General features: G+C 70.7%; 21 protein-coding genes and 2 tRNA genes. 10 read left to right on the plus strand and 13 right to left on the minus strand.

Annotated features, from left to right (window positions below; genetic code table 11):
* The first annotated feature begins 172 nt into the window (after nucleotides 1-172).
* The 5 genes from fusA (at nucleotide 173) to HCU62_RS07275 (ending at nucleotide 5,107) form a co-directional block, all read left to right on the plus strand.
* On the plus strand, nucleotides 173-2,785 hold the full coding sequence (gene fusA / locus HCU62_RS07250) for an elongation factor G (RefSeq protein WP_343066727.1): 2,613 nt from the start codon (nucleotides 173-175) through the stop codon (nucleotides 2,783-2,785).
* Complete coding sequence (locus HCU62_RS12615) at nucleotides 2,782-3,522, plus strand: rhomboid family intramembrane serine protease (protein ID WP_163298814.1); 741 nt, start codon at nucleotides 2,782-2,784, stop codon at nucleotides 3,520-3,522. The genes fusA and HCU62_RS12615 overlap by 4 nt, the downstream gene beginning before the upstream one ends.
* Nucleotides 3,523-3,579: 57 nt before the next feature.
* The gene (locus HCU62_RS07265; RefSeq protein WP_163298815.1) at nucleotides 3,580-4,419 is read left to right on the plus strand and encodes an SDH family Clp fold serine proteinase; all 840 of its coding nucleotides are present in this window, start codon (nucleotides 3,580-3,582) and stop codon (nucleotides 4,417-4,419) included.
* A 71-nt stretch (nucleotides 4,420-4,490) separates the two neighbouring features.
* Nucleotides 4,491-4,567 (plus strand) — tRNA-Arg (locus HCU62_RS07270).
* Nucleotides 4,568-4,651: 84 nt separating this feature from the next.
* Nucleotides 4,652-5,107, plus strand: a complete 456-nt coding sequence (locus HCU62_RS07275) for a hypothetical protein (protein WP_163297402.1) — start codon at nucleotides 4,652-4,654, stop codon at nucleotides 5,105-5,107.
* Between the two features lie 10 nt (nucleotides 5,108-5,117).
* On the opposite strand, the gene putP is transcribed toward HCU62_RS07275, so the two are convergent.
* A complete protein-coding gene (gene putP / locus HCU62_RS07280) occupies nucleotides 5,118-6,542 on the minus strand; it encodes a sodium/proline symporter PutP (RefSeq protein ID WP_163297404.1) in 1,425 nt (474 codons plus the stop codon).
* Between the two features lie 225 nt (nucleotides 6,543-6,767).
* On the opposite strand from putP, the gene HCU62_RS07285 reads away from it, so the two are divergent.
* Together HCU62_RS07285 and HCU62_RS07290 are read left to right on the plus strand one after the other, a co-directional pair.
* Nucleotides 6,768-7,235, plus strand: coding sequence for a flavin reductase family protein (locus tag HCU62_RS07285; RefSeq protein ID WP_163297406.1), 468 nt, complete (start codon nucleotides 6,768-6,770; stop codon nucleotides 7,233-7,235).
* Nucleotides 7,236-7,297: 62 nt separating this feature from the next.
* Entirely contained in the window at nucleotides 7,298-8,032 is a 735-nt protein-coding gene (locus HCU62_RS07290; RefSeq protein ID WP_163297408.1) for a tetratricopeptide repeat protein, read from the plus strand.
* 25 nt (nucleotides 8,033-8,057) lie between these two features.
* On the opposite strand, the gene pheA is transcribed toward HCU62_RS07290, so the two are convergent.
* The 10 genes from pheA to HCU62_RS07340 all read right to left on the minus strand — a co-directional run bounded on the left by pheA (nucleotide 8,058) and on the right by HCU62_RS07340 (nucleotide 17,583).
* On the minus strand, nucleotides 8,058-9,158 hold the full coding sequence (gene pheA, locus HCU62_RS07295) for a prephenate dehydratase (RefSeq protein ID WP_163297410.1): 1,101 nt from the start codon (nucleotides 9,156-9,158) through the stop codon (nucleotides 8,058-8,060).
* 17 nt (nucleotides 9,159-9,175) lie between these two features.
* Complete coding sequence (locus tag HCU62_RS07300; protein ID WP_343066728.1) at nucleotides 9,176-9,631, minus strand: MerR family transcriptional regulator; 456 nt, start codon at nucleotides 9,629-9,631, stop codon at nucleotides 9,176-9,178.
* A gap of 26 nt (nucleotides 9,632-9,657) precedes the next feature.
* Complete coding sequence (locus tag HCU62_RS07305; protein WP_163297412.1) at nucleotides 9,658-9,996, minus strand: integration host factor subunit alpha; 339 nt, start codon at nucleotides 9,994-9,996, stop codon at nucleotides 9,658-9,660.
* Nucleotides 9,997-9,998: 2 nt separating this feature from the next.
* Entirely contained in the window at nucleotides 9,999-12,437 is a 2,439-nt protein-coding gene (gene pheT / locus HCU62_RS07310) for a phenylalanine--tRNA ligase subunit beta (RefSeq protein WP_163297414.1), read from the minus strand.
* A gap of 13 nt (nucleotides 12,438-12,450) precedes the next feature.
* On the minus strand, nucleotides 12,451-13,470 hold the full coding sequence (gene pheS, locus HCU62_RS07315) for a phenylalanine--tRNA ligase subunit alpha (protein WP_163297416.1): 1,020 nt from the start codon (nucleotides 13,468-13,470) through the stop codon (nucleotides 12,451-12,453).
* On the minus strand, nucleotides 13,463-13,813 hold the full coding sequence (gene rplT / locus HCU62_RS07320; RefSeq protein ID WP_163297418.1) for a 50S ribosomal protein L20: 351 nt from the start codon (nucleotides 13,811-13,813) through the stop codon (nucleotides 13,463-13,465). Before rplT ends, pheS begins: the two co-directional genes overlap by 8 nt.
* A gap of 318 nt (nucleotides 13,814-14,131) precedes the next feature.
* On the minus strand, nucleotides 14,132-14,329 hold the full coding sequence (gene rpmI / locus HCU62_RS07325; protein WP_163297420.1) for a 50S ribosomal protein L35: 198 nt from the start codon (nucleotides 14,327-14,329) through the stop codon (nucleotides 14,132-14,134).
* 356 nt (nucleotides 14,330-14,685) lie between these two features.
* On the minus strand, nucleotides 14,686-15,207 hold the full coding sequence (infC, locus tag HCU62_RS07330; protein ID WP_163297462.1) for a translation initiation factor IF-3: 522 nt from the start codon (nucleotides 15,205-15,207) through the stop codon (nucleotides 14,686-14,688).
* Nucleotides 15,208-15,412: 205 nt separating this feature from the next.
* Nucleotides 15,413-17,371: a threonine--tRNA ligase gene (thrS, locus tag HCU62_RS07335; protein ID WP_309474747.1), complete on the minus strand. Its 1,959-nt coding sequence runs from the start codon at nucleotides 17,369-17,371 to the stop codon at nucleotides 15,413-15,415.
* Nucleotides 17,372-17,508: 137 nt separating this feature from the next.
* Nucleotides 17,509-17,583 (minus strand) — tRNA-Val (locus HCU62_RS07340).
* Between the two features lie 139 nt (nucleotides 17,584-17,722).
* On the opposite strand from HCU62_RS07340, the gene xth reads away from it, so the two are divergent.
* A complete protein-coding gene (gene xth / locus HCU62_RS07345; RefSeq protein WP_309474748.1) occupies nucleotides 17,723-18,577 on the plus strand; it encodes an exodeoxyribonuclease III in 855 nt (284 codons plus the stop codon).
* Here the strand turns inward: xth and HCU62_RS07350 are convergent.
* Together HCU62_RS07350 and HCU62_RS07355 are read right to left on the minus strand one after the other, a co-directional pair.
* Complete coding sequence (locus tag HCU62_RS07350) at nucleotides 18,538-19,419, minus strand: HDOD domain-containing protein (protein WP_163297422.1); 882 nt, start codon at nucleotides 19,417-19,419, stop codon at nucleotides 18,538-18,540. The genes xth and HCU62_RS07350 overlap by 40 nt on opposite strands.
* Nucleotides 19,416-19,898, minus strand: coding sequence for a chemotaxis protein CheD (locus HCU62_RS07355; RefSeq protein ID WP_163297424.1), 483 nt, complete (start codon nucleotides 19,896-19,898; stop codon nucleotides 19,416-19,418). Before HCU62_RS07355 ends, HCU62_RS07350 begins: the two co-directional genes overlap by 4 nt.
* A 210-nt stretch (nucleotides 19,899-20,108) precedes the next feature.
* Here HCU62_RS07355 and amrS point away from each other — a divergent pair, with 210 nt between their 5' ends.
* A complete protein-coding gene (gene amrS / locus HCU62_RS07360; protein ID WP_163297426.1) occupies nucleotides 20,109-21,143 on the plus strand; it encodes an AmmeMemoRadiSam system radical SAM enzyme in 1,035 nt (344 codons plus the stop codon).
* A gap of 457 nt (nucleotides 21,144-21,600) precedes the next feature.
* On the plus strand, nucleotides 21,601-22,476 hold the full coding sequence (locus HCU62_RS07365; protein ID WP_163297428.1) for an ImmA/IrrE family metallo-endopeptidase: 876 nt from the start codon (nucleotides 21,601-21,603) through the stop codon (nucleotides 22,474-22,476).
* Nucleotides 22,477-22,526 lie beyond the last annotated feature (50 nt).

A 22,526-nucleotide genomic window follows, 5' to 3' on the forward strand; every position in this document is an offset into this window, starting at 1 on the left:
ACCGGCCGTTCCGGCCGGGTGCCTCGCCCGGGCGTCCGGTGCCGCCAGGGGGCTTGGCCTTTGCGCGCACGGCCAGGGCCCCGCTCCGTCTCGGTCATCGACAGCAGAGGTCCCGCCCCGGGGCCGGACCCGCCCCGCGGGGAGGACCATCCACAACGGGAGGGGACGACTTATGGACGCAGAGCGGATCCGGAACCTGGCCCTGGTTTCCACCACCGGCGCCGGGAAGACTTCCCTGGCGGAGGCCATGCTCTTTTCCGCCAAGGCGGTCTCCCGCCTCGGGAGCGTGGACGAGGGCACGGCCACCCTGGACTTCGAGGCGGAGGAGACCAAGCGGAAGCTCTCCATCACCACGGCCTTCCATCCGCTCCAGTGGCGGAAGACCACCGTCCAGCTCATGGACACCCCCGGCGAGGACAACTTCGTCGGCGAGACGAAGGTGGCGCTCCGGGTGGCCGACAGCGTGGTCTTCGTGGTGGATGCGGTGGATCCCGTCAAGCCCCAGACCCTCAAGGTCTGGTCCATGGTCCGGGAGCGGGGTCTCCCGGCGGTCTTCTTCGTGAACCGGATGGACCGGGAGCGGGCGTCCTTCGACGCCGCGGTGGAGACCTTGAAGGAGGCCCTGGAACTCCGGCTCGTCCCGGTGGCGGTCCCCATCGGGGCCGCCGAGTCCTTCCGCGGCCTCGTGGACCTCGTCCGGATGAAGGCCTTCCTGGCCAAGGACGACGGCACGGTGGAGGCGGCGGAGATCCCCGCCGAGATGGCCGAGACCGTCCAGGAACTCCGAGGGAACCTGGTGGAATACGCGGCGGAGTCCGACGACGGCCTCCTCGAGAAGTTCCTGGAGGGCGAGGACCTCACCCCGGAGGAGATCGTCCAGGGCCTGCGGGCTGGCATCTCGGGCGGGGGCTTCGTCCCCGTCTGTTGCGGGGCGGCCGTCCGGAACATCGGGGCCTCGACCCTGCTGGACCTGGTGGTGGACTTTCTCCCCTCGCCCGTGGACCGCGGCCCCGTCACCGGCCGGGACCCGAAGACCGGCGAGGAGGTCACCCGGGAGCCCACGGCGGAGGCCCCCTTCTCCGCCCTGGTCTTCAAGACCATCACGGATCCCTACGCCGGGCGCCTGTCGGTGCTCCGGATCTTCTCCGGCACCCTCCGACCCGACGGGAACCTGCTGAACCCCAACTCCGGCGCCACCGAGCGCTACGGCCAGGTCCTCTCCCTGGAGGGGGCCTCCCAGAAGCCCGTGGAGGCGGCGGGGCCCGGGCAGGTGGTGGCGCTCGCCAAGCTCAAGGAGACGGCCACGGGGCACACCCTGTGCGCGCCGGAGGCCCCCATCCGCCTCGAGTTCGTGGAACTTCCCACCCCGGTGCTCTCCTACGCCATAAAACCCAAGAGCCGGGGCGACGAGGAGAAGATCGCCCAGGCCCTCTCCCGCCTCCAGGAGGAGGACCTCACCCTGAAGGTCCGGCGCAACCCCCAGACCCGGGAACTGATCATCTCCGGCATGGGGCAGATCCACATCGACACCCTCGTGGAGCGGATGGCCCGCAAGTTCGGGGTCCAGGTGGCCTTGTCCGAGCCTCGGATCCCCTATCTCGAGACCATCTCCACCACCAAGAAGGGCGTGATCTACCGCCACAAGAAGCAGACCGGCGGGGCCGGCCAGTTCGCCGAGGTGCACTTCGACATCTCGCCCCTGCCCCGGGGCCGCGGTTTCGAGTTCGAGGAGGCGCTGGTGGGGATGAACGTTCCCCGGAACTTCGTCCCGGCGGTGGAGAAGGGGCTCCACGAGGCCATGGAGAGCGGCCCCCTGGCGGGTTACCCCGTGGTGGACGTCAAGGTCCGCTTCTACGACGGCAAGTCCCACGAGGTGGACTCTTCCGAGATGGCCTTCAAGATCGCGGCCATCCAGTGTTTCAAGAAGGGGGTCCTGGAGGCCAGGCCGAAGCTCCTCGAGCCCATCGTCAAGATGACCATCACCGTACCGGACGACGCCGTGGGCGACATCATCGGCGACCTGAACGGCCGCCGCGGCAAGGTCATGGGCATGAAGCCCGGCCACGGGTTCCAGGTGGTGGAGGCCCTGGTGCCCCTGGCCGAGGTCCAGAAGTACGCCCTCGACCTCAATCGCTCACCGCCGGCCGGGGCACCTTCACCATGGAGCCCGCCCACTACGAGGCGGTGCCGCCCAACCTGGCCGAGAAGATCGTCGCGGCGGCCAAGGCGGCCAAGGAAGAGGGCTGACTTGTACCGGGCGGGGGTGCTCACGGTGAGCGACAGCGCCGCCGCAGGTACGGCGGACGACCGCGGCGGCCCCCTGCTCTGCGGGCTGCTCCGGGAGGCCGGGCTGGAGGTGGCCGAGCACCGGGTCGTCCCCGACGAGGCGCCGGCCATATCTGCCCAGCTCGTGGACTGGTGCGACCGGCTTCGCCTCGACCTCGTGGTGACCACGGGGGGGACGGGGCTTTCGCCCCGGGACGTCACCCCGGAGGCCACCCGGCCCCTCCTCGAGCGGGAGATCCCCGGCATCGCCGAGGCCATGCGGGCGGCCGGCCTCCGGGCCACGCCCCGGTCCATGCTCTCCCGGGCGGTGGCCGGCGTCCGGGGCCGGACGCTGGTGGTGAACCTCCCCGGAAGCCCCGGGGCGATCCGGGACGGGATGGCCGTCCTCGCCCCCGTGCTCGAACACGCCATCGCCAAGATCCAGGGCGATCCCTCGCCCTGCACCCCCCGAGGGGTCTCCCCCGTGGGGCGGGGGCCGTCGGCCGAGGAAGCGCCGTGATCCCCATCCAGGACAGCACCCCGCGGCACTGTCCTCCCGTGGCCACCTGGACGCTCATCGGCGTCAACCTCACCATCTTCCTCTTCGAGACCTGGATCCCGGAGCCCCTCCTCCAGCGGCTCTTCTACCTCTTCGGCGTGGTCCCGGCCCGGTTCGTGCACCCCGACTGGGCGGCCTGGAACGGGTTCCCGGCGGATTCCCTCTGGCCTTTCGTGACGGCGCTCTTCCTCCACGGGGGATGGATCCACGTCCTGGCCAACATGTGGACCCTCTGGATCTTCGGCGACAACGTGGAGGACGCCATGGGCCCCTGGCGCTTCCTCGCCTTCTACCTCGCCTGCGGCATCGCGGCGGACCTCGCCCAGATCGTCGCCAACCCGGAGGCCACCGTCCCCATGGTGGGGGCCTCGGGCGCCATCGCGGGGGTCATGGGGGCCTACTACGTCCTCTATCCCAGGGCCCGGATCGTCCTCCTGGTGCCCGTCTTTTTCCTGCCCTTCTTCTTCGAGGTCTCCGCCTTCTTCTACCTGGCGTTCTGGTTCTTCGAGCAGGTCTTCAGCGGGAGTCTCTCCCTCGGGGCCCGGGCGGTGGGCGGCGTGGCCTGGTGGGCCCACATCGGTGGCTTCCTCTGCGGGGTCTTCCTGCACCGGCCCTTCCTGGCCGTGAGACGCCGGTGCGGCCCCGGCCGGGATCCCTACCGGCCCCTGGGGTTTTCCCGTTACTCGGAGCGGTATTGATGCTTCGCGGTCTGCGGCCCGTGCCCGCCGGCCGGGCGGCCTGAAGGAGGAAGCGACATGAGCGGCATGGATGTCTTGTTCCTGTTTTTCGTCTTCTCCGCCCTCCAGCCGGTCCTGCGGCAGAAGATGCTCGAGGCCGCCCGCCAGCGGATGCTCCAGAAGATCGAGCGGGAGCGGGGCTCCCGGGTGATCCTGCTGGTCCACCGACAGGAGACCATGAGCTTTCTCGGCTTCCCCATCATGCGCTACATCGACATCAACGACTCGGAGCAGGTCATCCGGGCCATCCATCTCACCGACGACGACATGCCCATCGACCTCGTGATCCACTCCCCCGGGGGGCTGGCCCTGGCCGCCCTCCAGATCGCCCGGGCCGTGTGCCGCCACCGGGGGAAGGTGACGGCCTTCGTCCCCCATTACGCCATGAGCGGCGGGGCGCTCATCGCCCTCGCGGCGGACGAGATCGTCATGGACGAACACGCGGTCCTCGGCCCGGTGGATCCCCAGATGGGGGAATTCCCCGCGGCCTCCCTGGTCCGGGTGCTGGAGGAGAAGCCCGCAGAACGGATCGACGACCGGACCTTCATCCTGGCGGACGTGGCCCGCAAGGCCCTCAGCCAGATGCGGCAGAACGTCGAGGACCTTCTCCGGCACCGGTACGACCCGGACACGGCCGGCCGCATCGCCGAGGCCCTCTCCCAGGGGCGCTGGACCCACGACTATCCCATAACCGCCGGGGAGGCGCGGGAGATGGGACTGCCGGTGCGGACGGACATGCCCCAGGACATCTACCGGCTCATGGAGCTCTTTCCCCAGCCGCTTCGCCGGGAGCCGTCGGTGTTCTTCTCCCCCGTGCCCTATCGGGGCCAGGACGGAATGCCGGGGAAGGCGGCGTGAGGAGGGGCGGAAGGCGCGGGCGGCGGGGGTTGCCACGGTTCGGCGTATCCAGTATATAGGAAGCGCCTTTTGCGCCCGTAGCTCAGTTGGATAGAGCGCCGGACTACGAATCCGTAGGTCGGGAGTTCGAATCTCTCCGGGCGCGCCAGAAACGTCGAAGGGGCTTTCTGCCGGCCGGCCGAAGGCCCCTTTTTTCTCAGGGCCCGGGCCGGATCCCGGGTCGGAGGATCACATGAAGGTCGACATCACGAAACAGGAATTCCGACTCTTGCTCGACATGCTCTCCGTGGCCGGGTGGATCATCGATTCCTACCGCGACCGGGACGACCCGGCGATCCAGCCCTACGACATGCTGATCCAGAAGTTCCTGTCCCTGGCCGAGGGTTTCGGGTTCGGCGACCTCGTCGAGTACGACCGGCGGGAAAAGAAGTACTATTTCTCATCCGTCTACGAGGACATCGGGACCGACACGGCCTTCGTGAACGACTTCGTCGACATGTCCTTCTGGGAGGAGCTGGCCGTCCGCCTGGCCCGGCGGGACCTCCTCGAGGAGGTGGGGGGCGAGGCGGCCCTGGAGGAGATGGAGCCCGACGAGGCGGCCCGCCGGGAGGACGAGTTGGCGGACCGCTACTACGCCGAGTTCGAGCGCAGCGGGCTCGATCGCCTGCGCCTCGTCCGGACCCAGTAGGCCGCCGCCGTCAGGGGGCGGCCTTTCGGAAGCGGGCCTCCGCCCGCGCCCTTCCCCCCGGGTCGAGGAGGCTTGCCGCCGCGATGGCCGCCGCGGAGAGGACGAACCCGGGCACGATCTCGTAGAGGTCGAAGAGCCCTCCATGGAGGCGGCTCCAGACCACCACGGTGAGGCCCCCGGCGGCGATCCCGGCCAGGGCGCCGTTACGGGTCATCCGCGACCAGAAGAGGGAGCCGAGGAGGGCCGGGCCGAAGGCCGCCCCGAAGCCCGCCCAGGCGTGGGCCACGAGGTCGAGGACCGATCGGCCGGGGCCCAGGGCGATCCAGGTAGCCGCCGCAGTGACGGCCGCCACGGCGGCCCGGCCGATCCAGACCAGTTCCCGCGCCCCGGCGCCGGGCCGGGCGAGGGCCTTGTAGAAATCCTCCGTGAGGGCCGAGGCGGCCACCAGGAGCTGGGAATCCGCGGTGCTCATGACGGCGGCCAGGATGGCGGCCAGGCAGATGCCCGCGGGCAGCGGGTGGAGCAGCCGGCCGACCAGGGCGATGAAGACCTGCTCGGCGTCGGCCAGGGCCACGGGGAAGACGATCCGCCCGGCCCACCCGGCGGCGAGGGCGCCCGCCAGGCAGAGGGCCGCCCAGGTGGTGGCGATCCGGCGGGCCCGGGGCGCCCCCCGGGGGGATTCGAGGGCCATGAACCGGGCGAGGATGTGGGGCTGGCCGAAGTAGCCCAGGCCCCAGGCCGCCAGCGAGATCACCTCGATCAGCCGGGCGGGGTCGGCGGGCGCCGGGGGCCAGGGCAGGTGCCCCGCGGGCGCCCGGGCCAGCGCCACCGCGGGGACCACCGCCAGGGCCAGGAGCATCAGGAGGGCCTGGAACACGTCGGTCCACGAGACCGCCAGGAAACCCCCGAGGAAGGTGTAGACCAGGATGGCGGCGGCCCCGGCGGCCACGGCCCATCGGGCGGGGAGGTGGAAGACGGCCTCGAAGAGCTTGCCCCCCGCCAGGAGGCCCGAGGCGGTGTAAAACAAAAAAAAGAAGAGGATGAGCAGGGCCGAGGTCACCCGGAGGAGGCGGGAGCCGTCGTCGAAGCGTCGTTCCAGGTATTCCGGGATGGTGAGGGCCCCGGCGGCCACGGTGAAGGCCCTGAGGCGAGCGGCCACCAGGCGCCAGTTGAGCCAGGTGCCCGCCAGGAGCCCCAGGGCGATCCAGGCGGCCCGCGGCCCCGCCGTGTAGGCCAGGCCCGGCAGCCCCAGGAGCAGCCAGCCGCTCATGTCCGAGGCACCGGCGCTGAGCGCGGCCGCGAGACTGCCCAGGCGCCGTCCACCGAGGAGGTAGTCCTCCAGATTCCGGGTGCGGGCCATGGCGAAGAGGCCGATGGCGAGAACCGCCGCCAGGTAGGCGAAGAAGGTGAGCCAGATGGTCTCGTCCCGGGTCATCTTCCAATGCCTCCTCCGGTGCCAAGGGGCACTCCAGGATACCGTGCAGGGGGGCGGCGGGGCAACGCCCGGGCGGAACGGGCACGGACGCGGTGAAGGCGGGGCCGGCGGCCGTCCTCCGGGCGGGGCTTTTTCCCGCCCGGGGTGCCTGCTATAATCGCGCCCGGGGCCCGGCATCGTGCCCGGCCGACGGCCGCGTTCCATCTCACAGCAGGAGGTGCCGCCATGCAGGCCAAGATCTCCGCCGCTCTCCCCACCGGGGTCTACGTGGTGACGGTCCGCCACGGAGACCGCATCAACGGCATGACCGCGGCCTGGGTGACCCAGGTCTCCTTCAAGCCGCCCATGGCCGGCGTCGCCGTGGCCCCGGCCCGCTACACCCACGACCTCATCCAGGAGGCGGGCCGGTTCTGCCTGAACGCCCTTCCCGAGGGGGCCGCAGACCTGGCCCGGCACTTCGGCTTCAAGAGCGGCCGGAAGGTGGACAAGTTCAAGGCAGTGGCCTACTCCAGCGCCCTCCGGGGGTCGCCCGTCCTCGAGGCGGCCTGCGCCTACGTGGAGTGCGAGGTGGACGGCAGCTGCACCACGGGGGATCATACCTTCTTCTACGGCACCGTGATCGATGCCGGTGTCCTCAAGGAGGGGACCCGCCCCCTGGTCTTCCGGTGGGAGGATTTCTTCGGCGGCAAGTAGGACGGCGCCGCGACAATCACCAAGCGAGACGCTTGCACGACGAAAGGACGAAAGGAGGCGGCATGCAGGAGGAGACGACGGCAGCGGGACCCCGGCGGGGCCGGCCGGAGGAAGAGGGCACAGGGCTCATGGACGAGATCCTCTCGGCCTTGCCGGACGGGGCGCGGGTCTACGCCGAGCGATACGGCCGCGAGGCCCTGGCCGCCCTGAGCCTCTGTCTCCTGGGGGTCATCCTGTGGGCCGGGTTCTCCACCTACCGCCAGCGCCAGGAGGACCGGGCCGCCGCCCTTGTGGGCCAGGCCCTGGTGGAGCGTGAGCCCGGTCGGCGGGCCGGGGTCCTGGAGCGGCTCGAAGCCCGGTGCCCGGGGACGGACGCGGGCCGCCAGGGCCTCCTCCTCTTGGCCGGCGCGCTGCGCGAGCAGGGCATGGACGAAAAGGCCCGGGAGGCCTTCGAGAAGGCGGCCCGGGTGTACGACGCCGACCACCCGCTCGGGGCGGCCGCGCGGATGGGACTTGCCGGTCTCGCCGAGGCGGGGGGGCGGCCGGCGGCCGCGCGGCGGCGCTACCGGGAAGTGGTCGAGGCCGAAGTCCCCGGCTTCGGCGAGGTGGCGCTCCTCGATCTCGCCCGGCTCGAGGCCGCGGCGGGCGACGTCGAGGCCGCCCGCCGGCACTACCAGGCCTTTCTCGAGAGCGGCGGGGATGGCACAGCGCTCCGGGACTTCGCCCGCTATCGTCTTGCCACCCTGCCGGGCGGCGGAGTGGAGGCCGGGGACCGCGGGGCCACCCCCGGTTCCTGACCCGCCGGGGCGGTGGTGCACCGGCTCAGGCGGCCAGGGGTTCCCCCGCCGGGTAGGATCCCAGCCACTTGAGGGAGGCGCAGCCCTCTTCCACCGCCGCCACGCCGTCCCGGATGTCCGGGTCCGAAAGGTGCCCCGCCAGGTCCACGAAGAAGAGATAGCGCCAGGGTTCGTTCTTCACCGGCCGGGACTGGATCTTGGTGAGGTTGATGGAACGGTCCGCCAGGGGCTTTAGCGTCCGGTAGAGGGCGCCGGGGCGGTTTTCGAGGCTGAGGAGCAGGCTCGTCTTGTCGTTTCCCGTGGGGCCGGGGCAGTTTCGGCCGAGCACGAGGAACCGGGTGGTGTTCCCGGCGTAGTCCTCGATGCCCTCCGCCACGATACGAAGGCCGAACCGTTCGGCGGCGGCGGGGGCTGCGATGGCCGCCGCCCCCGGGTCCTCTGCCGCCCGGGCGGCCGCCTGGGCGGTGCTCCCGACCGCCTCCACGGGGATGCCCGGGAGGTTCCGCCGCAGCCACATGCGGCACTGGGCCAGGGACTGGGCATGTGAGAGAACCCGCCGGATGTCCTCGAGCCGGCCGGACCGGTTCATGAGGGCGTGGGAGACGGGGAGAAAGACCTCGCCGCAGACCTTGACGTCGAACTCCACGAGGCCGTCCAGGGTCTGGGCCACCGAGCCCTCCACGGAGTTCTCTATGGGCACCACCCCGTGGTCCATCCGGCCCCTGGCCACCCCGTCGAAGACCTCCGTTATCTCCGGTACCGGGAGCAGCTCGGGGGCATGCCCGAAGAAGCGGGTCGCCGCCAGGTGGCTGAAGGTGCCCTCCGGGCCCAGGTAGCCGACACGCTCGGGGCGCTGGGCGTTTCGGCAGGCCGAGATGATCTCCGTGAAGACCGCCTTGAGGCTCTCGGCCGGGAAGGCCCCGCCGTTGCGGGAGAGGATGTTCCGGATGACCTCCTGCTCCCGGGCGGGGTCGAGGGGATCCTGGCCGGCTTCCGCCTTGGCGCGGCCGATCTCCAGGGCCACGTCGAGCCGCTCCTTGAGGAGCCGGACGATCTCCCCGTCGACGGCGTCGATGCGGGCCCGCAGCTCCCGAAGGCGTTTCGAGAGGTCGGTTTCGGTCGTCATGGAGAGGGTTTCCTTTCCTATTCCCGCGGCCATGAAGGCCCACGGGCCCCGGGCGTCTTTTCGTCCCCGGCCGCCAGCGAATCCCGAAGGTCTTGCAGGGCGGACCGGATCTCGCGGAGCGCCTCGATGAATCGCCCGGCGGGGGCCTGCTCGGGCGCGGCTTCGGCCGCCGCCTCCTCCCGGAGGCGTCTTCGGGCGCCGGAGATGGTGAGCCCCTCCTCGTAGAGGAGTTGCTTGATCCGGAAGACGAGGCGGATGTCTTCGTTCCGGTAGAGCCGCCGCCGGGCGACCCGCCTCGGGCGGATCTGGTGGAACTCGCCTTCCCAGTACCGCAAGACGTGGGGAGCGACGCCGGTCATCCGGCTGACCTCCCCGATGCGGTAGTACTTCTTGGCGTTGTCCAGGGCCTGACTCACCCGTACCCGTCCCCTCGGCGGCGGAGGGCTGAAGGTGCCGCCGGCCGTCTCCGGCACGGCGGCCAGTCACCGTCGCCCGTGGGTTATGGTAGCGGATTTTCCCGCGGAGCGGAACGGTCCGTGCCGGAAAGGCCGCCTCGGCCGTTGACGGCGGCCTTGAGGTTCCGGCTGGGATGGAAGACCACCGTCCGCCGGGGCGCGATGAGGATGGGTTCCCCGGTGACGGGATTGATGCACCGGCGCGCGCCCTTTTCCTTCGCCGAGAAGGTGCCGAACCGGACGATCTTGACCTTCTCCTCCGACCGGAGCGCCGCCTTGATCTCCCCGCACAGGGCCTCGACCAGTTTCAGGCTGCAACGGACGGAGAACCCGAGCCGCTCGCTGACGGCCTCCGCGATCTTGCGCTTGGTGAGCGTGGTCATCTTCAGGTCCTCAACCGGGCCTCGAAGTGTTCGAGCAGGCGCGCCACGAGGGGATCGTGGACGCGGGAGACCTCGTCTTCGGTGAGGGTCCGGTCCGGGGCCCGGTAGCGGAGCCGGAGCCCCACGCTCTTGGCCCCCCGGGGTATGGGCGGGCCCGTGTAGAAGTCGAAGACCTCCACCCGCTCCAGGGCCGGGACCTCGTGCCGGGTGACGAAATCCACCAGCGCCCCGGCGGGGACGTCCGCCGGCACGATGACCGCCAGGTCCCGCTCCACGGCGGGGTGGCGCGGGATCGGGGCGTAGCGGCGCACCGTCCCGAAGCCGCCGCGGGCCACGGCCTCCGCCGAGACCTCGAACAGGAAGACGTCCTGGCGGATGTCCCATGCCGCCAGGACGTCGGGATGGACCTGGCCCACGTGGCCGTAGGGGTGCCGGCCGGAAGGATCGACAAAGGCCGCTGCGGTTCCCGGCGCGAGGTAGGGGACGTCGACCTCGAGGGAGAGCCGCCACGGGCAGCCGAGCCCGTCCAGGAGGGCCTCCACCACGCCCTTGACGTCGTGGAGGTCGACGGGATCCGGGGGGAAGGCCCATCCCGGGGGATGACGCCGCCCGGTCCAGAGGCCGGCGATCTGGAGGTGTTCCTCGGGCTGCCGGCCGTCTCCTACCGCCCAGAAGACCTTCCCGACCTCGAAGAGGCGCAGGTCCAGGCACCGGCGGGCGATGTTGCGGGAGGCGGCGCCGAGCAGCGAGGGCACCAGGGAGGTCCGGAGGATGGACTGGTCCTCGCTGAGGGGGTTGCGGAGCCGGACGGGACGGCTGCGGGGATCTCCGGGCGGCAGCCGGAGTCGGCCCGGAGAATCGGGGGCGTCGAAGCTGTAGGAGACGATCTCGTCGAGGCCGCAGGCGGTGAGGAGCCGGCGGGTCTCCGTCGCCAGGCGCTGGAGGTCGCCGGCGGGGCGGGTCTCCAGTGCCCCTGCCGGGGTCCGGGTCCGGATCCGCCCGTAGCCGTGGAGGCGGGCGATCTCCTCCACGAGATCCACCGCCTCCCGGACGTCGTGTCGGAAGGACGGAGGCCGCACCCGGAGGGTCTTTCCGCGGCCGGTGCCGGCCGCCTCCACCTGCATGGAGGCCCGGCGGAGCAGGCGGGCCATGGTGGCGGCGGAGAGGTTGGTCCCGAGGAGGCGGTTTGCCCGCGAGGGCCGGAGCGCGATCTCCGGGGGCGCAAAGGGCGCGGGATAGAGATCCACCGGGGGGGCCGCCACGCGGGCGCCGGCCACCTCCGCCAGGAGGCGCACGGCCCGCCCCAGGGCCGCCGGGACGCCTTCCGGGTCGGTCCCCCGCTCGAAGCGGTAGGAAGACTCGGTGGAGAGCCGGAGCGCCCGGGCGGTGCGGCGGACCTGGCGCGGCTCGAACCAGGCGCTCTCCAGGAGGATCCGCGTCGTGGCCCCGGTGACCTCGCTTTCGGCGCCGCCCATGACCCCGGCGACGGCCACCGGCCTCCGGCGGTCGGCGATGACCAGCATGCCGGCCTGGAGGGCGCGGACCTTCCCGTCGAGGGTGGCGATGTGCTCCGCCTCGGCGGCGGGCCGGACGACGATGGCGGGTCCGTCCAGGCGGTCGAGGTCGAAGGCGTGGAGGGGCTGGCCCGTCTCGAGAAGGACGTAGTTGGTGACGTCCACCACGTTGTTGATGGGGCGGATGCCGCCGGCCCGGAGGCGGCGCTGCATCCACGCCGGGGAGGGGCCGACGCGGATTCCCTCGAGGACGGCGGCGGCGTACCGTCCGCAGGCCTCGGGGGCGTCGATGCGCACCGGGATCACCGGGCCGCCGGCGCCCGCCGCGGGAGCCGGCGGCGGGGAGAGGTCGGGACCGCCCGGTTCCAGGCCGTAGACGGCGGCGACCTCCCGGGCCACGCCGAGCACGCTCAGGCAGTCGGCACGGTTGGGGGTCACCCCGATCTCGAGGATCCAGTCCTCGAGGCCCAGGAGGTCGGCCAGCGGGCGGCCGGCCAGCGGGCGGCGCCCGGCGGCGGCCAGATCCACGATGCGGTCGGCGACCTCCCCGATGCCCAGCTCCGCCTCCGAGCAGAGCATTCCCTCGGAACGCGCCCCGGCGACGGTGGCCGCCGCCACCCGCCGCTCGTCCGGGAGCACGGCGCCGGGGAGGGCCAGGGCCGTCCAGAGGCCCGGGGCGGCGTTGGGCGCCCCGCAGACCACCTGGAGCCGGCGGTTCCCGGCGTCCACCCGGCAGAGTTTGAGGCGGCCGTCTTCGGCCAGGGGCCCGGCCTCGATCACCCGGACGGCCACCACTCGGGCGAGCCCGTGCCAGGCGTCCTCGACGCCTTCCACCTCGAGGCCCGCCATGGTGAGGTCCGTCGCCAGGCGCTCCACGCCGACGCGGAACGGGACGAACTCTTTGAGCCAGGAGGTGAGGACGCGCATGACCGGGTCTTTCTCAGAACTGGTGGAGGAAGCGGACGTCGTTGTCGTAGAAGAGGCGGATGTCGTCGATGCCGAACTTGAGCATGGCGATCCGTTCCACCCCGAGGCCGAAGGCGTAGCCGCTCACCTCTTCGGGGTCGTAACCCACGTTTCGAAACACGGCGGGATGGACGAGGCCCGCCCCCAGGATCTCGAGCCACCCGGTCTGGGAACAGACCCGGCAGCCCTTTCCCCGGCACATCACGCATTGGATGTCCACCTCGGCGCTGGGCTCGGTGAAGGGGAAGAAGCTCGGCCGGAACCGGACCTCGGTGGCGGGGTCGAAGACCCGGTGGAGGAAGTGGGTGAGGGTGCCCTTGAGGTCCGCGAAGGAGACGGCCCTGTCCACCATGAGGCCCTCCACCTGGTGGAACATGGGCGTATGGGTCACGTCCGAGTCGCAGCGGTAGACCTTGCCCGGGGCGATGATGCGAAGCGGCGGCCGCCGCCGTTCCATGGTCCGGATCTGGATGGGGGAGGTATGGGTCCGGAGCAGGACGTCGTCGTCCACGTAGAAGGTGTCCTGCATGTCCCGGGCCGGGTGGTCGGGGGGGATGTTCAGGGCTTCGAAGTTGTAGGAGTCGAGCTCCACCTCGGGGCCTTCCTCCACCGCGAAGCCCATCTCCGAGAAGATGGCGCAGATCTCCGCCATCACCTGGGTGATGGGGTGGAGCCGCCCGAGGTGCGGCCGGCGGCCGGGGAGGGTGGGGTCGACACCGCCTCGGAGCCGGTCGGCGGCGGCCGGGGCGGCCGCGGCGAGTTCCGCTTCCCGGTCCCGGAGGGCGGTCTCGATGTCCTTCTTGAGGAGGTTCGCCTCCCGGCCGGCCGCCGGGCGCTCCTCCGGGGGGAGGGCGCCGAGGCCCTTCAGCAGGCGGGTGAGCTCTCCCTTCCGCCCGAGGTAGCGGACGCGGACGGCTTCGAGGTCTTCCGGGGTGCGGGCGTCCTGGACGGCGGCGAGGGCGGCCCGGCGTATCTCACCCAGGCGTTCACGCATCTTTGGCCATGCCGGCCAGGGTGGAGAAGGCGGTGGCATCCGTGACGGCGAGATCGGCCAGGATCTTGCGGTCGATGCGGACCCCCGCCTTGTTCAGCCCCCCGATGAAGCGGCTGTAGGACAGGTCGTTGGCGCGGCAGGCCGCGTTGATCCGCACGATCCAGAGGCGGCGGAAGTTGCGTTTCTTGGCCCGCCGGTCGCGGTAGGCGTAGCAGAGACCCTTCTCCACGGTCTCCTTGGCCTGCTTGAAACACCGGCGGCGGGCCCCCCGGTTCCCCTTGGCCATCAAAAGGATCTTGCGCCGACGGCGGCGGGCCTTGAAACCTCTCTTCACTCGTGGCATGACGTGTGGACTCCTTGATCGATGGCCTTTCGGGAGGCCGCCGGCGGCGGGGTCCTTCGGGGCACCGCCTCATCCCTCGAAGTCTCCGCGCCGTGGGGCCTGCGCCTCGCGTGCGGCCATCTCTAATCTTGTCTGGTTCAGCGTCCTCTCGGTTGACGGCGTCGCAAAAATCGCCAAGCGGGACGCTTGACGGCGGTGCCTCCCATCGCATCGTCACTGCGGCGTACCCTTGCGTACGCCTCGGTCCTCGCGAGGGTTGCGCCTTGCGTTTGGCGATTCTCGCTTAGCCCTCCACTCAGAGACCTTTTGCGACGCCTATCAGAGATAGGGCACCATGCGCTGCACGGAGCGGACCCGGGTCTCGTCCACCAGCTGGTCCTGGCGGAGACGGCGCTTCCGCTTCCGGCTCTTGTGGGTCAAGAGGTGGCTCTTGCCCGACTTGAAGTGGGCGTACTTGCCCGACCCGGTCTTGTGAAAGCGCTTGGCGGCGGCCCGCTTTGTCTTGATCTTCGGCATCTTCAGTTCTCCCCGTGGCGGTGCGTGTTCGCCGGACGTCCTCCCTGCCGGGGACGGTGGGCTGGCGCAAGATGTACCCTGTCCGGGCGCTTTTTTCAATCCTGATGGCGTCGCGACAATCGCCAAGCGGGATCCGAGCCCCTCGAGCCCCCGGGTACGCCTCGTTCCTCGCGAGGGGCTCGCCTTGCGTTTGGCGATTTTTGCCGAGCCATCCACTCAGAGGACTTTTGCGAGGCCATCTTCAACTTCCGCCGGCAAAGCACTCTGAAGCCCCGGCACTTCGCACCCGGCGCCCGGCATCCCTTCCGGGAGCGGTGGGCGTGTTCCGATCCGGCCGCGCCCCGCCCGGCCGGGTGCTAGTTTTCCTTGAGGGGCGCCAGGATCATGTGCATGATGCGCCCCTCCATGTTGGGCATATGCTCGACGCGGGCGACGTCGGCGAATTCCTCGGCCACCCGTTCCAGTATCTCCCGGCCGATGTTGCTGTGGACGATCTCGCGACCGCGGAAGGTCATGGTCACCTTCACCTTGTTGCCTTCTTCCAGGAAGCGCCGGATCCGGCCCTTCTTGACGTTCATGTCGTGGACGTCCGTCCGGGGCCGCATCTTGACCTCCTTGAGCTGGATGAAGGTCTGCTTCTTCCGGGCCTGCTGGGCCTTCTTGCTCTGCTCGTACTTGAACTTCCCGTAGTCCATGATCCGGCAGACCGGCGGTTCGGCGTTGGGTGCCACCTCCACCAGGTCCAGGCCGGCATCCTCGGCCGTGGCCAAGGCCTGTTCCAGGGGCACGACCCCCAGCTGCTGGCCGTCGGCGGCGATGAGCCGAACCTCCAGGGCCCGGATGGCCCGATTGACCCTGACACGTTTTTCCTGAGCGATATCACACCTCCCGCTTGGCGTCCGCGGCCCGGCGGGGGCTGTCGGCCACCCCGGCGCCGCTGTGATGCATGGTTCCTCTCGACCCCTTATAAACCGTTTCCGATCTGCGTGTCCATGGCGACGCGGCGGAGAAGACCCCCGGCCGGCCGCTGCTCACCCCTCCGGGCCCCTTGCCGCCGCCGGCCCCGTTGCCTCCACGAGTCGCTCACGCGGCGGCCGCCTCCGTGAAGGGCCGCCGGCATTCCGTCTCGAGGAGGGAGACGAACTCGTCCAGGGAGAGGGCTTCGAGGGTCTCGCCCTTGTGCCGGCGGGGGCTCACCGTCCGATCGGCGGTCTCCCGGTCGCCGACGACGAGCATGTAGGGCACCTTCTCCACCTGGGCGTCGCGGATCTTGCGGCCGAGTTTCTCGTTTCGCAGGTCCGTCTCGGCGCGGAAACCCGCCGCCGTGAGCCGCTCGGCCACCTCCGCGGCCCAGGCGTCGTGGCGGTCGGTCACGGTGAGGACCCGGCACTGGACCGGGGCGAGCCACAGGGGAAAGGCCCCGGCGTAGTGCTCGATGAGCACCCCGATGAAGCGCTCGAGGGAGCCGAGCAGCGCCCGGTGGATCATGATGGGGGCGTGGGGTCGGCTGTCTTCCCCCGCGTAGCGGACCTCGAAACGTTCCGGCAGGTTGAAGTCCACCTGGATGGTGGAGCATTGCCAGGAGCGGTCCAGGCAGTCGCGGATCTTGATGTCGATCTTGGGCCCGTAGAAGACACCCTCGCCCGGGTCCACCTCGAAGGCGAGCCCGCGCCGCTCCAGGGCGCTTCGGAGGGCGCCCGTGGCCCGTTCCCAGTTGTCCTCGGTGCCGACGTATTTCTCCGGACGGGTGGAGAGGTAGATGTCGTAGCGGTCGAAGCCGAAGACCCGGAGCATGTAGAGGGTCATGTCCAGGATGGCGTCGATCTCCCCCTCCAGCTGGTCGGGGCGGCAGAAGACGTGGGCGTCGTCCTGGGTGAAGCCGCGTACCCGCATGAGGCCGTGGAGGGTCCCGGTCCGCTCGTAACGGTAGACGGTGCCCAGCTCGCACCAGCGGAGCGGCAGCTCCCGGTAGCTCCGGCGCCGGGAGTTGTAGACCGCGATGTGGAAGGGGCAGTTCATGGGCTTGATCTGGTAGCGGACCTCGTCGATCTCCATGGGCGCGTACATGCTCTCCGCGTAGAAGTCGAGGTGGCCGCTGGTCTTCCAGAGGTCGCGGCGGGCGATGTGCGGGGTAAAAAGCATGCCGTAGCCCCGGCGCCGGTGCTCTTCGCGCCAGAAGTCCTCGATGGCCCGCCGGAGCGCCGCGCCCCGGGGATGCCAGAGGATGAGGCCGGGGCCGACCTCGTCCTGGATGGAGAAGAGGTCGAGCTCCTTGCCGAGGCGGCGGTGGTCCCGCTTCCGGGCCTCCTCCAGGTGCTTCAGGTGGCGCTTGAGGGCCTTGGCGTCGAAGAAGGCCGTGCCGTAGATCCGCTGGAGCATGGGGCGCTTCTCGTCCCCGCGCCAGTAGGCCCCGGCGGTGTGGAGGAGCCGCACCGCGGCCACGTGGCCGGTGTGGGGCAGGTGCGGCCCCCGGCACAGGTCCGCGAAGCCGCCCTGTTCGTAGACCGAGACGGATTCGTGCCCCTCGCGGGCGAGATCGTCCAGGAGCTCCAGCTTGTAGGCCTCGCCCCGACCGGCGAAGAAACGCCGGGCCTCGTCCATGGAGAGGTCGCGCCGGGTGACGGGCTCCCCGGCCCGTATGATCTCCGCCATGCGCTCTTCGATGCGCTCGAGGTCTTCGGGCGTGAACGGGGTCTCGCGGTCGAAGTCGTAGTAGAAGCCGTTCTCGATGGCGGGGCCGATGCCGAGCTTCGTCCCGGGAAAGAGCTCCTGGACCGCCTGGGCGAGGACATGGGCGGCGGTGTGGCGCAGGGTTTCCAGGGCCGCCTCGTCGCCGGCGAAGACCCCCTCCACCGCGGCGCCGTCGTGGAGGGGGGCGGCGAGATCGCGCAGCTCGCCGTCGACCCGGGCCAGGACCAAGCGCTTGGCCCGCTTCGGCCCGAGGGCTTCCTCGAGGAGGCGGCCCGCCGGGGTGCCGGCCGGGATCTCGCGGCGGGCACCGTCGGGAAGGGTCACGGTGATGGTCTCTGCTGCGGATGTCACGTCCTGGCCCTGCCTCTCGCGCCCGATCGCCGTGCCGGCTCCAAAAAGGAAAGAAAGGCACCTTCCACCCGGGAGAGGCGGAATGGATGCCTTTCGGACCCCGGAGGGCCGGATGGAGGAAGATCGATAATTAAAAATGGTAGGCGCGGGCGGGATCGAACCGCCGACTTCTACCGCGTCAAGGTAGCGCTCTCCCCCTGAGCTACGCGCCTTTGCTTTCGGCCCTTTCAAGTGTAAACCTGAAGCGATGCTGTTGATAACAGGATTCCCTGGGGCTGTCAAGGCGGCCGCCCCCCGGAAACGACCTTGATTCCGGGGCGTTCCGGCGGATCGGGCGGCGAGGGCGCGGGGGTGCGGCACGTGGGCATGGAGCGGTTTCGGGCGGCCACCTTCAACGTCAACTCAGTGCGGGCGCGCCTGCCGGTGGTCCTCGGCTGGCTGGAGCGGCACGGGCCGGACGTCCTGTGCCTCCAGGAGACCAAGGTCTCCGACGCGGACTTCCCCGCCGGGGCCTTCCGGCGCCTGGGTTACGAGGTCGTCTTCCGGGGCATGAAGGGCTACAACGGGGTGGCGGTGGCCGCCCGCGGGCCCGTGGAGGCGGTCCGGACCGGGTTCGGAGATCCGGAGGACACCCCCGAGGACCATGCCCGGCTCATCCGCCTTCGGGTCCGGGGGGTGGACGTGGTGAACACCTACGTCCCCCAGGGCCGGGCCGCCGATCATCCCCTCTTCCGGTACAAGCTCCGGTGGTTCGACCGCCTCCTGGACCTCTTCCGGCGGGAATACCGGCCGGAGCGCCCGCTCCTCTGGTGCGGTGACCTCAACGTGGCCCCGGAGCCTGCCGACGTCTACGCCCCGGAACGGCTCGCCGGCCACGTCTGCTTTCACCCCGAGGCCCGGGCGCGCCTGGCCCGGGTCACGGCCTGGGGGCTCGTGGACGTCTTCCGGAGGCACGTTCCCGGGCCCGGGCACTACACCTTCTTCGACTACCGGGTCCGCGGCGCCCTCGAGCGGAACCTCGGCTGGCGGATCGACCACGTGCTGGCCACGCCGCCCCTGGCGGCGGCCTCCGTGGCCGCCTTCATCGACCTGGAACCGCGGCGCGGGCCCCGGCCCTCGGACCACGCCGTTTTGGCCGCGGACTTCGAGGGGGTGCCGGCCGGGGATCAGGCGGGCACCAGCCCCACGAGGTCGCGGGCCGCGTAGAAGGCATCCAGGGATCGGGCGATGCACCGGTCGAGGCTCTCCCCGGAGAGGCCGAGCCGCTCGGCCAGGTCCGGGGCGATCCGGTAGCGGAAGGAATCGCCGTGGACGCCCATGCCGAGGGAGACGGCGAGGATGTTGCTGAGCGCCATGATCGCCGACAGATCGTCCTGGACGTAGAGGTCCGGGTCGTGGTGGTTGCGGACCGCCCGGCAGATCCCCGGGGGGAAGTTCCACTGGTGGAGGAGCTCGTAGCCGATGACGGCGTGGTCCGCGCCGAGGACCCGCCACTCCGCCTCGTCGAAGGGCAGGCGCTCCCGTTCCACCAAGAGCCGGATCTCCTCGAGGCGGATCCCGAGGTGGAGGTCGAGGACGATCTTGCCGAGGTCGTGGAGGAGGGCCGCCGTGAAGGGGAGCGAGGGCTCCCCGTGGCCCAGTTCCCCGGCCAGGATCTCGGCGGTCACGGCGCAGCCGATGGCGTGGGCCCACAGCTCCCGGGCCGTGAGGCCGTAGCCGTTCAGCGGGCGCGAGAGGTAGGGAAGGCTGGCGCTCACCATGAGGATCTGGCGGATTTGGTCCGTTCCGAGGAGGGCCAGCGCCGTCTGGAGGTTCGAAACCTGCTGGGGCAGGCCGAAGTGGGCCGAGTTGGTCACCCGGAGGATGTTGGCGGTGATGGCCTGGTCGTAGCGCAGGAGTTCCTCCACGTCGGCCATGGTGGCCATGGGATCGTCGAGGAGGGCCAGGGCCTTCTGCACCACCTCCGGGAAGGTGGGGACCTCGGTCAAGGTGTCGAAGACCCGCTCGAGGGTCATGTCGATCTGGAACACGCCGCCGGTGTCGTTCACAGCCGCACCTCCCGGCCCTTGTCCACCGTCACCGTGACCCCGCCGGTCCTCGTGTCCAGCCGGATGTCACGGTTGGCGGCACCCCCCACGTGCTCGGCCGCCACGGCGACCCCGTTCTGCTCGAGGACCTTGCGGACCGCCCGGCGCAGCCTGGCCCCGAGGTTCAGGGCGTCCGGCGCCGAGAGGAATTCCGCCGTCCCGGCCAGGTAGACCTTGAGCCTTGCGGGCTGGGCCGCCTGGTCCACGAGCTCGGCGAAGAAGGCCTTGAGCCCGCGCTCCGTGGATTCCAGGGGTTCCGGGCCGGCCGGGGCGAAATCCCCGGGGGTCTTCAGGAAGGCGCACACGAGGAGACCGCCGACGCCGGCGGCCTCGTCCCAGGCCGCCACCGCCAGGGTGGCGCCGAGGGAACGCGCCTCGAGGATCGTGTCGCGGCCGGCGGCGACGGCGTGGGTGCCGGGATGGACCTCTAGGGTCTCCATGTGGCGGGTGTGGCCTCCTCGTCCTTCCTCACTCTCTTGCGCCTCGGTCCCTTATTCCCTGTTCGGGATTGCGGGGAATTTCTTGAATGGATCGGCACCGGCGGCCCCGCCCGGGGGGTGCTGACATCCGGCACGAAAAGCTTATCATGGAAGCAGGCGGCGGTGTCAAAACCGGCGTGACGGCGCGGGATGCGAGACGAGGGGGCGGCCATGAAGGAAGCCATGTTCTACGAAAGGCTCGACGGGGCGGAGGTCCGTTGCCGCCTCTGCCATCACCACTGCCGGATCCGTCCGGGGCGGCGCGGCCTCTGCGGGGTGCGGGAGAACCGGGAGGGCCGGCTCGTGAGCCTGGTCTACGGCCGGCTCGTCTCCGAGAACGTGGACCCCATCGAGAAGAAGCCCCTCTTCCACTTCCTGCCCGGCACCACGTCTTATTCCATCGCCACCGTGGGCTGCAACTTCTCCTGCGCCCATTGCCAGAACTACGAGATCTCGCAGTATCCCCGCGTCCACCCGGACATCATCGGCCGGGAGCGTACCCCGGAGGCGGTGGTGGAGGCGGCGGAGCGCTCGGGCTGCGCGAGCCTCAGCTACACCTACGTGGAGCCCACCGTCTTCTACGAGTTCGCCTGGGACTGCGCCGGGCTCGCCCGCCGGCGCGGCCTCCGGAACGTCTTCGTCAGCAACGGCTACATGGAGGCGGAGGTCGCGCGCCACCTCGCCGGGGTCCTGGACGGGATCAACATCGACGTCAAGGCCTTCACCGAGGACTTCTACCGGAAGGTCTGCAAGGCCCGCCTGGCCCCGGTGCTGGACAACGTCCGCCGTTTCCGCGAACTGGGGGTCTGGGTGGAGGTGACCACCCTGGTCATCCCGGGATGGAACGACTCCACGGAGGAACTGCGGGGGATCGCCCGCTTCATCCGGGAGGTGGACCCCGCCATCCCGTGGCACGTGACCGCCTTCTTCCCCACGTACCAGATGCTCGACCGCCCCCCGACCCCGGCCGACACCCTGCGGCGGGCCCGGGAGATCGGCCTGGAGGAAGGCCTCCGCTTCGTCTACGAGGGGAACATCCCGGGCGGGGGCGGGGAAAACACCTATTGCCCGGGCTGCGGCCGGGTGCTCATCCGCCGCCACGGCTTCCGCATCCTGGAGAACCGGCTGGAAGACGGCCGGTGCCGCGATTGCGGCGAGGTCGTCGAGGGCGTCTGGGGGGCCGGGTCCGCCGCGCCGCCGGCCTGAGCGTTCCGCGCCGCCCGTTTCCTCCCCGGCGTCCCGCCGCCGGTCCCCTCCCCCTTGACAACGATTCCATGTTGCTTCACGCTGAAAATCCCGGGGGATGCAGAAATATGGTGTTTGGGTCGATTCTCTCGGATTGACATTTCATCATCTTCTATTTTCCCTGGAAAGTGTTTCTGAAAAGGGAATCAGGTCATCTTTGATGGCCTCGTCAAAAGGCCTCCGAGCGGATGGCTCAGCAGGAATCGCTAAGGACAAGGCGCGACCATCTCGGGGAACGAGGCGTACCCGGGGGGTCGAGGGGCCGAGGGGCTTGAACCCCGCTTGGTGATTTTCGCGGCGCCATCGAGGAATGAGGCGTACTTGGGTACGCCGCAATGACGATAACATCCGAAGCAACGCCGCAGCCCGCGCATTTTTGCAACACCATCATCTTCCGGGCGCCGGCCGGAGGAGGGAGATGGTCCTCGAATGGAGCCAGGGCGGGAAGGGGGTCGCCGGTCACGGCGACCCGGAGCCCGGCTCGTTTCCCCCGGGGCGGCGGCTGCCGGCATCGGCCCGGGCCCGGCAGCAGGGCCTGGCCAGGCGCCTCCGGTACGAGTTCGAGCGGCGGGGCCTCGGCGCCCAGGAGGCCTCCGAGGCCTCCGGGGTTCCGGCGGGCACCGTGGAGGCCTTTCTCTCCGGCCGCGGCGGTCGCTTCCGGGACCTTCGGGTCTTGTGCCGTTCCCTCGGCCTGAATCCCTTCCGCCTGGTGGCCGGCTCCTACGAGCCCTTCCGGCTGCGGCTGCATCACCTGCGTCCGCGGGATTGGCTCCTCCAGGGGGCCCTCGAGGAGGTCTTCCGCCTGGTGGAGCCGGGTCTCCCCCGGCCGGCGCACCCCGGCGCCGCCGGGGCGGTGGATGCGATGCCCCCGGAGGCCCTGGCCGCCGCCTGCCGGCTGACCGTCTTCCCCTTCCGGTGCCGGTCCGAGCTCGCCGCCGGGTTCCTGGCCCTGGGGCCGCGGGCGGCCGTCTTCCTGAACACCCTCGGTCCGCCGGAGCGGGTGCGCCTCGCCCTGGCCCACGAGCTGGGCCACTTTCTCTGCGGCCACGGCAGGGATGTGGCGGCGGACACCCCCGCCACCCTGGCCGACGAGGCGGACCCGGCGGAGGCCGCCGCCACCCGCCTGGCGCGAAGGCTCCTGGAGGTGCCCGTCCGCGACCCGGAGGCCGCCCTGGAGCGGCTCTTGGCCGAGGGGCGCGCCACCATCCTCGAGGCCGTGGGCGCCGTGGCGCCGAGGCTTCCCGCCGCCGCGTTCGTCGCCGTCCACTCCCTGCTCTACCGGGAACTCCGCTAGCGCCGCGCCCCGGTTCCGCCCCCTCCGGCCGCCGGCGGGGTTAAAGGTGG

Origin of the sequence: Dissulfurirhabdus thermomarina, from assembly GCF_012979235.1 — a bacterium.
Taxonomy (GTDB): Bacteria; Desulfobacterota; Dissulfuribacteria; order Dissulfuribacterales; family Dissulfurirhabdaceae; genus Dissulfurirhabdus; species Dissulfurirhabdus thermomarina.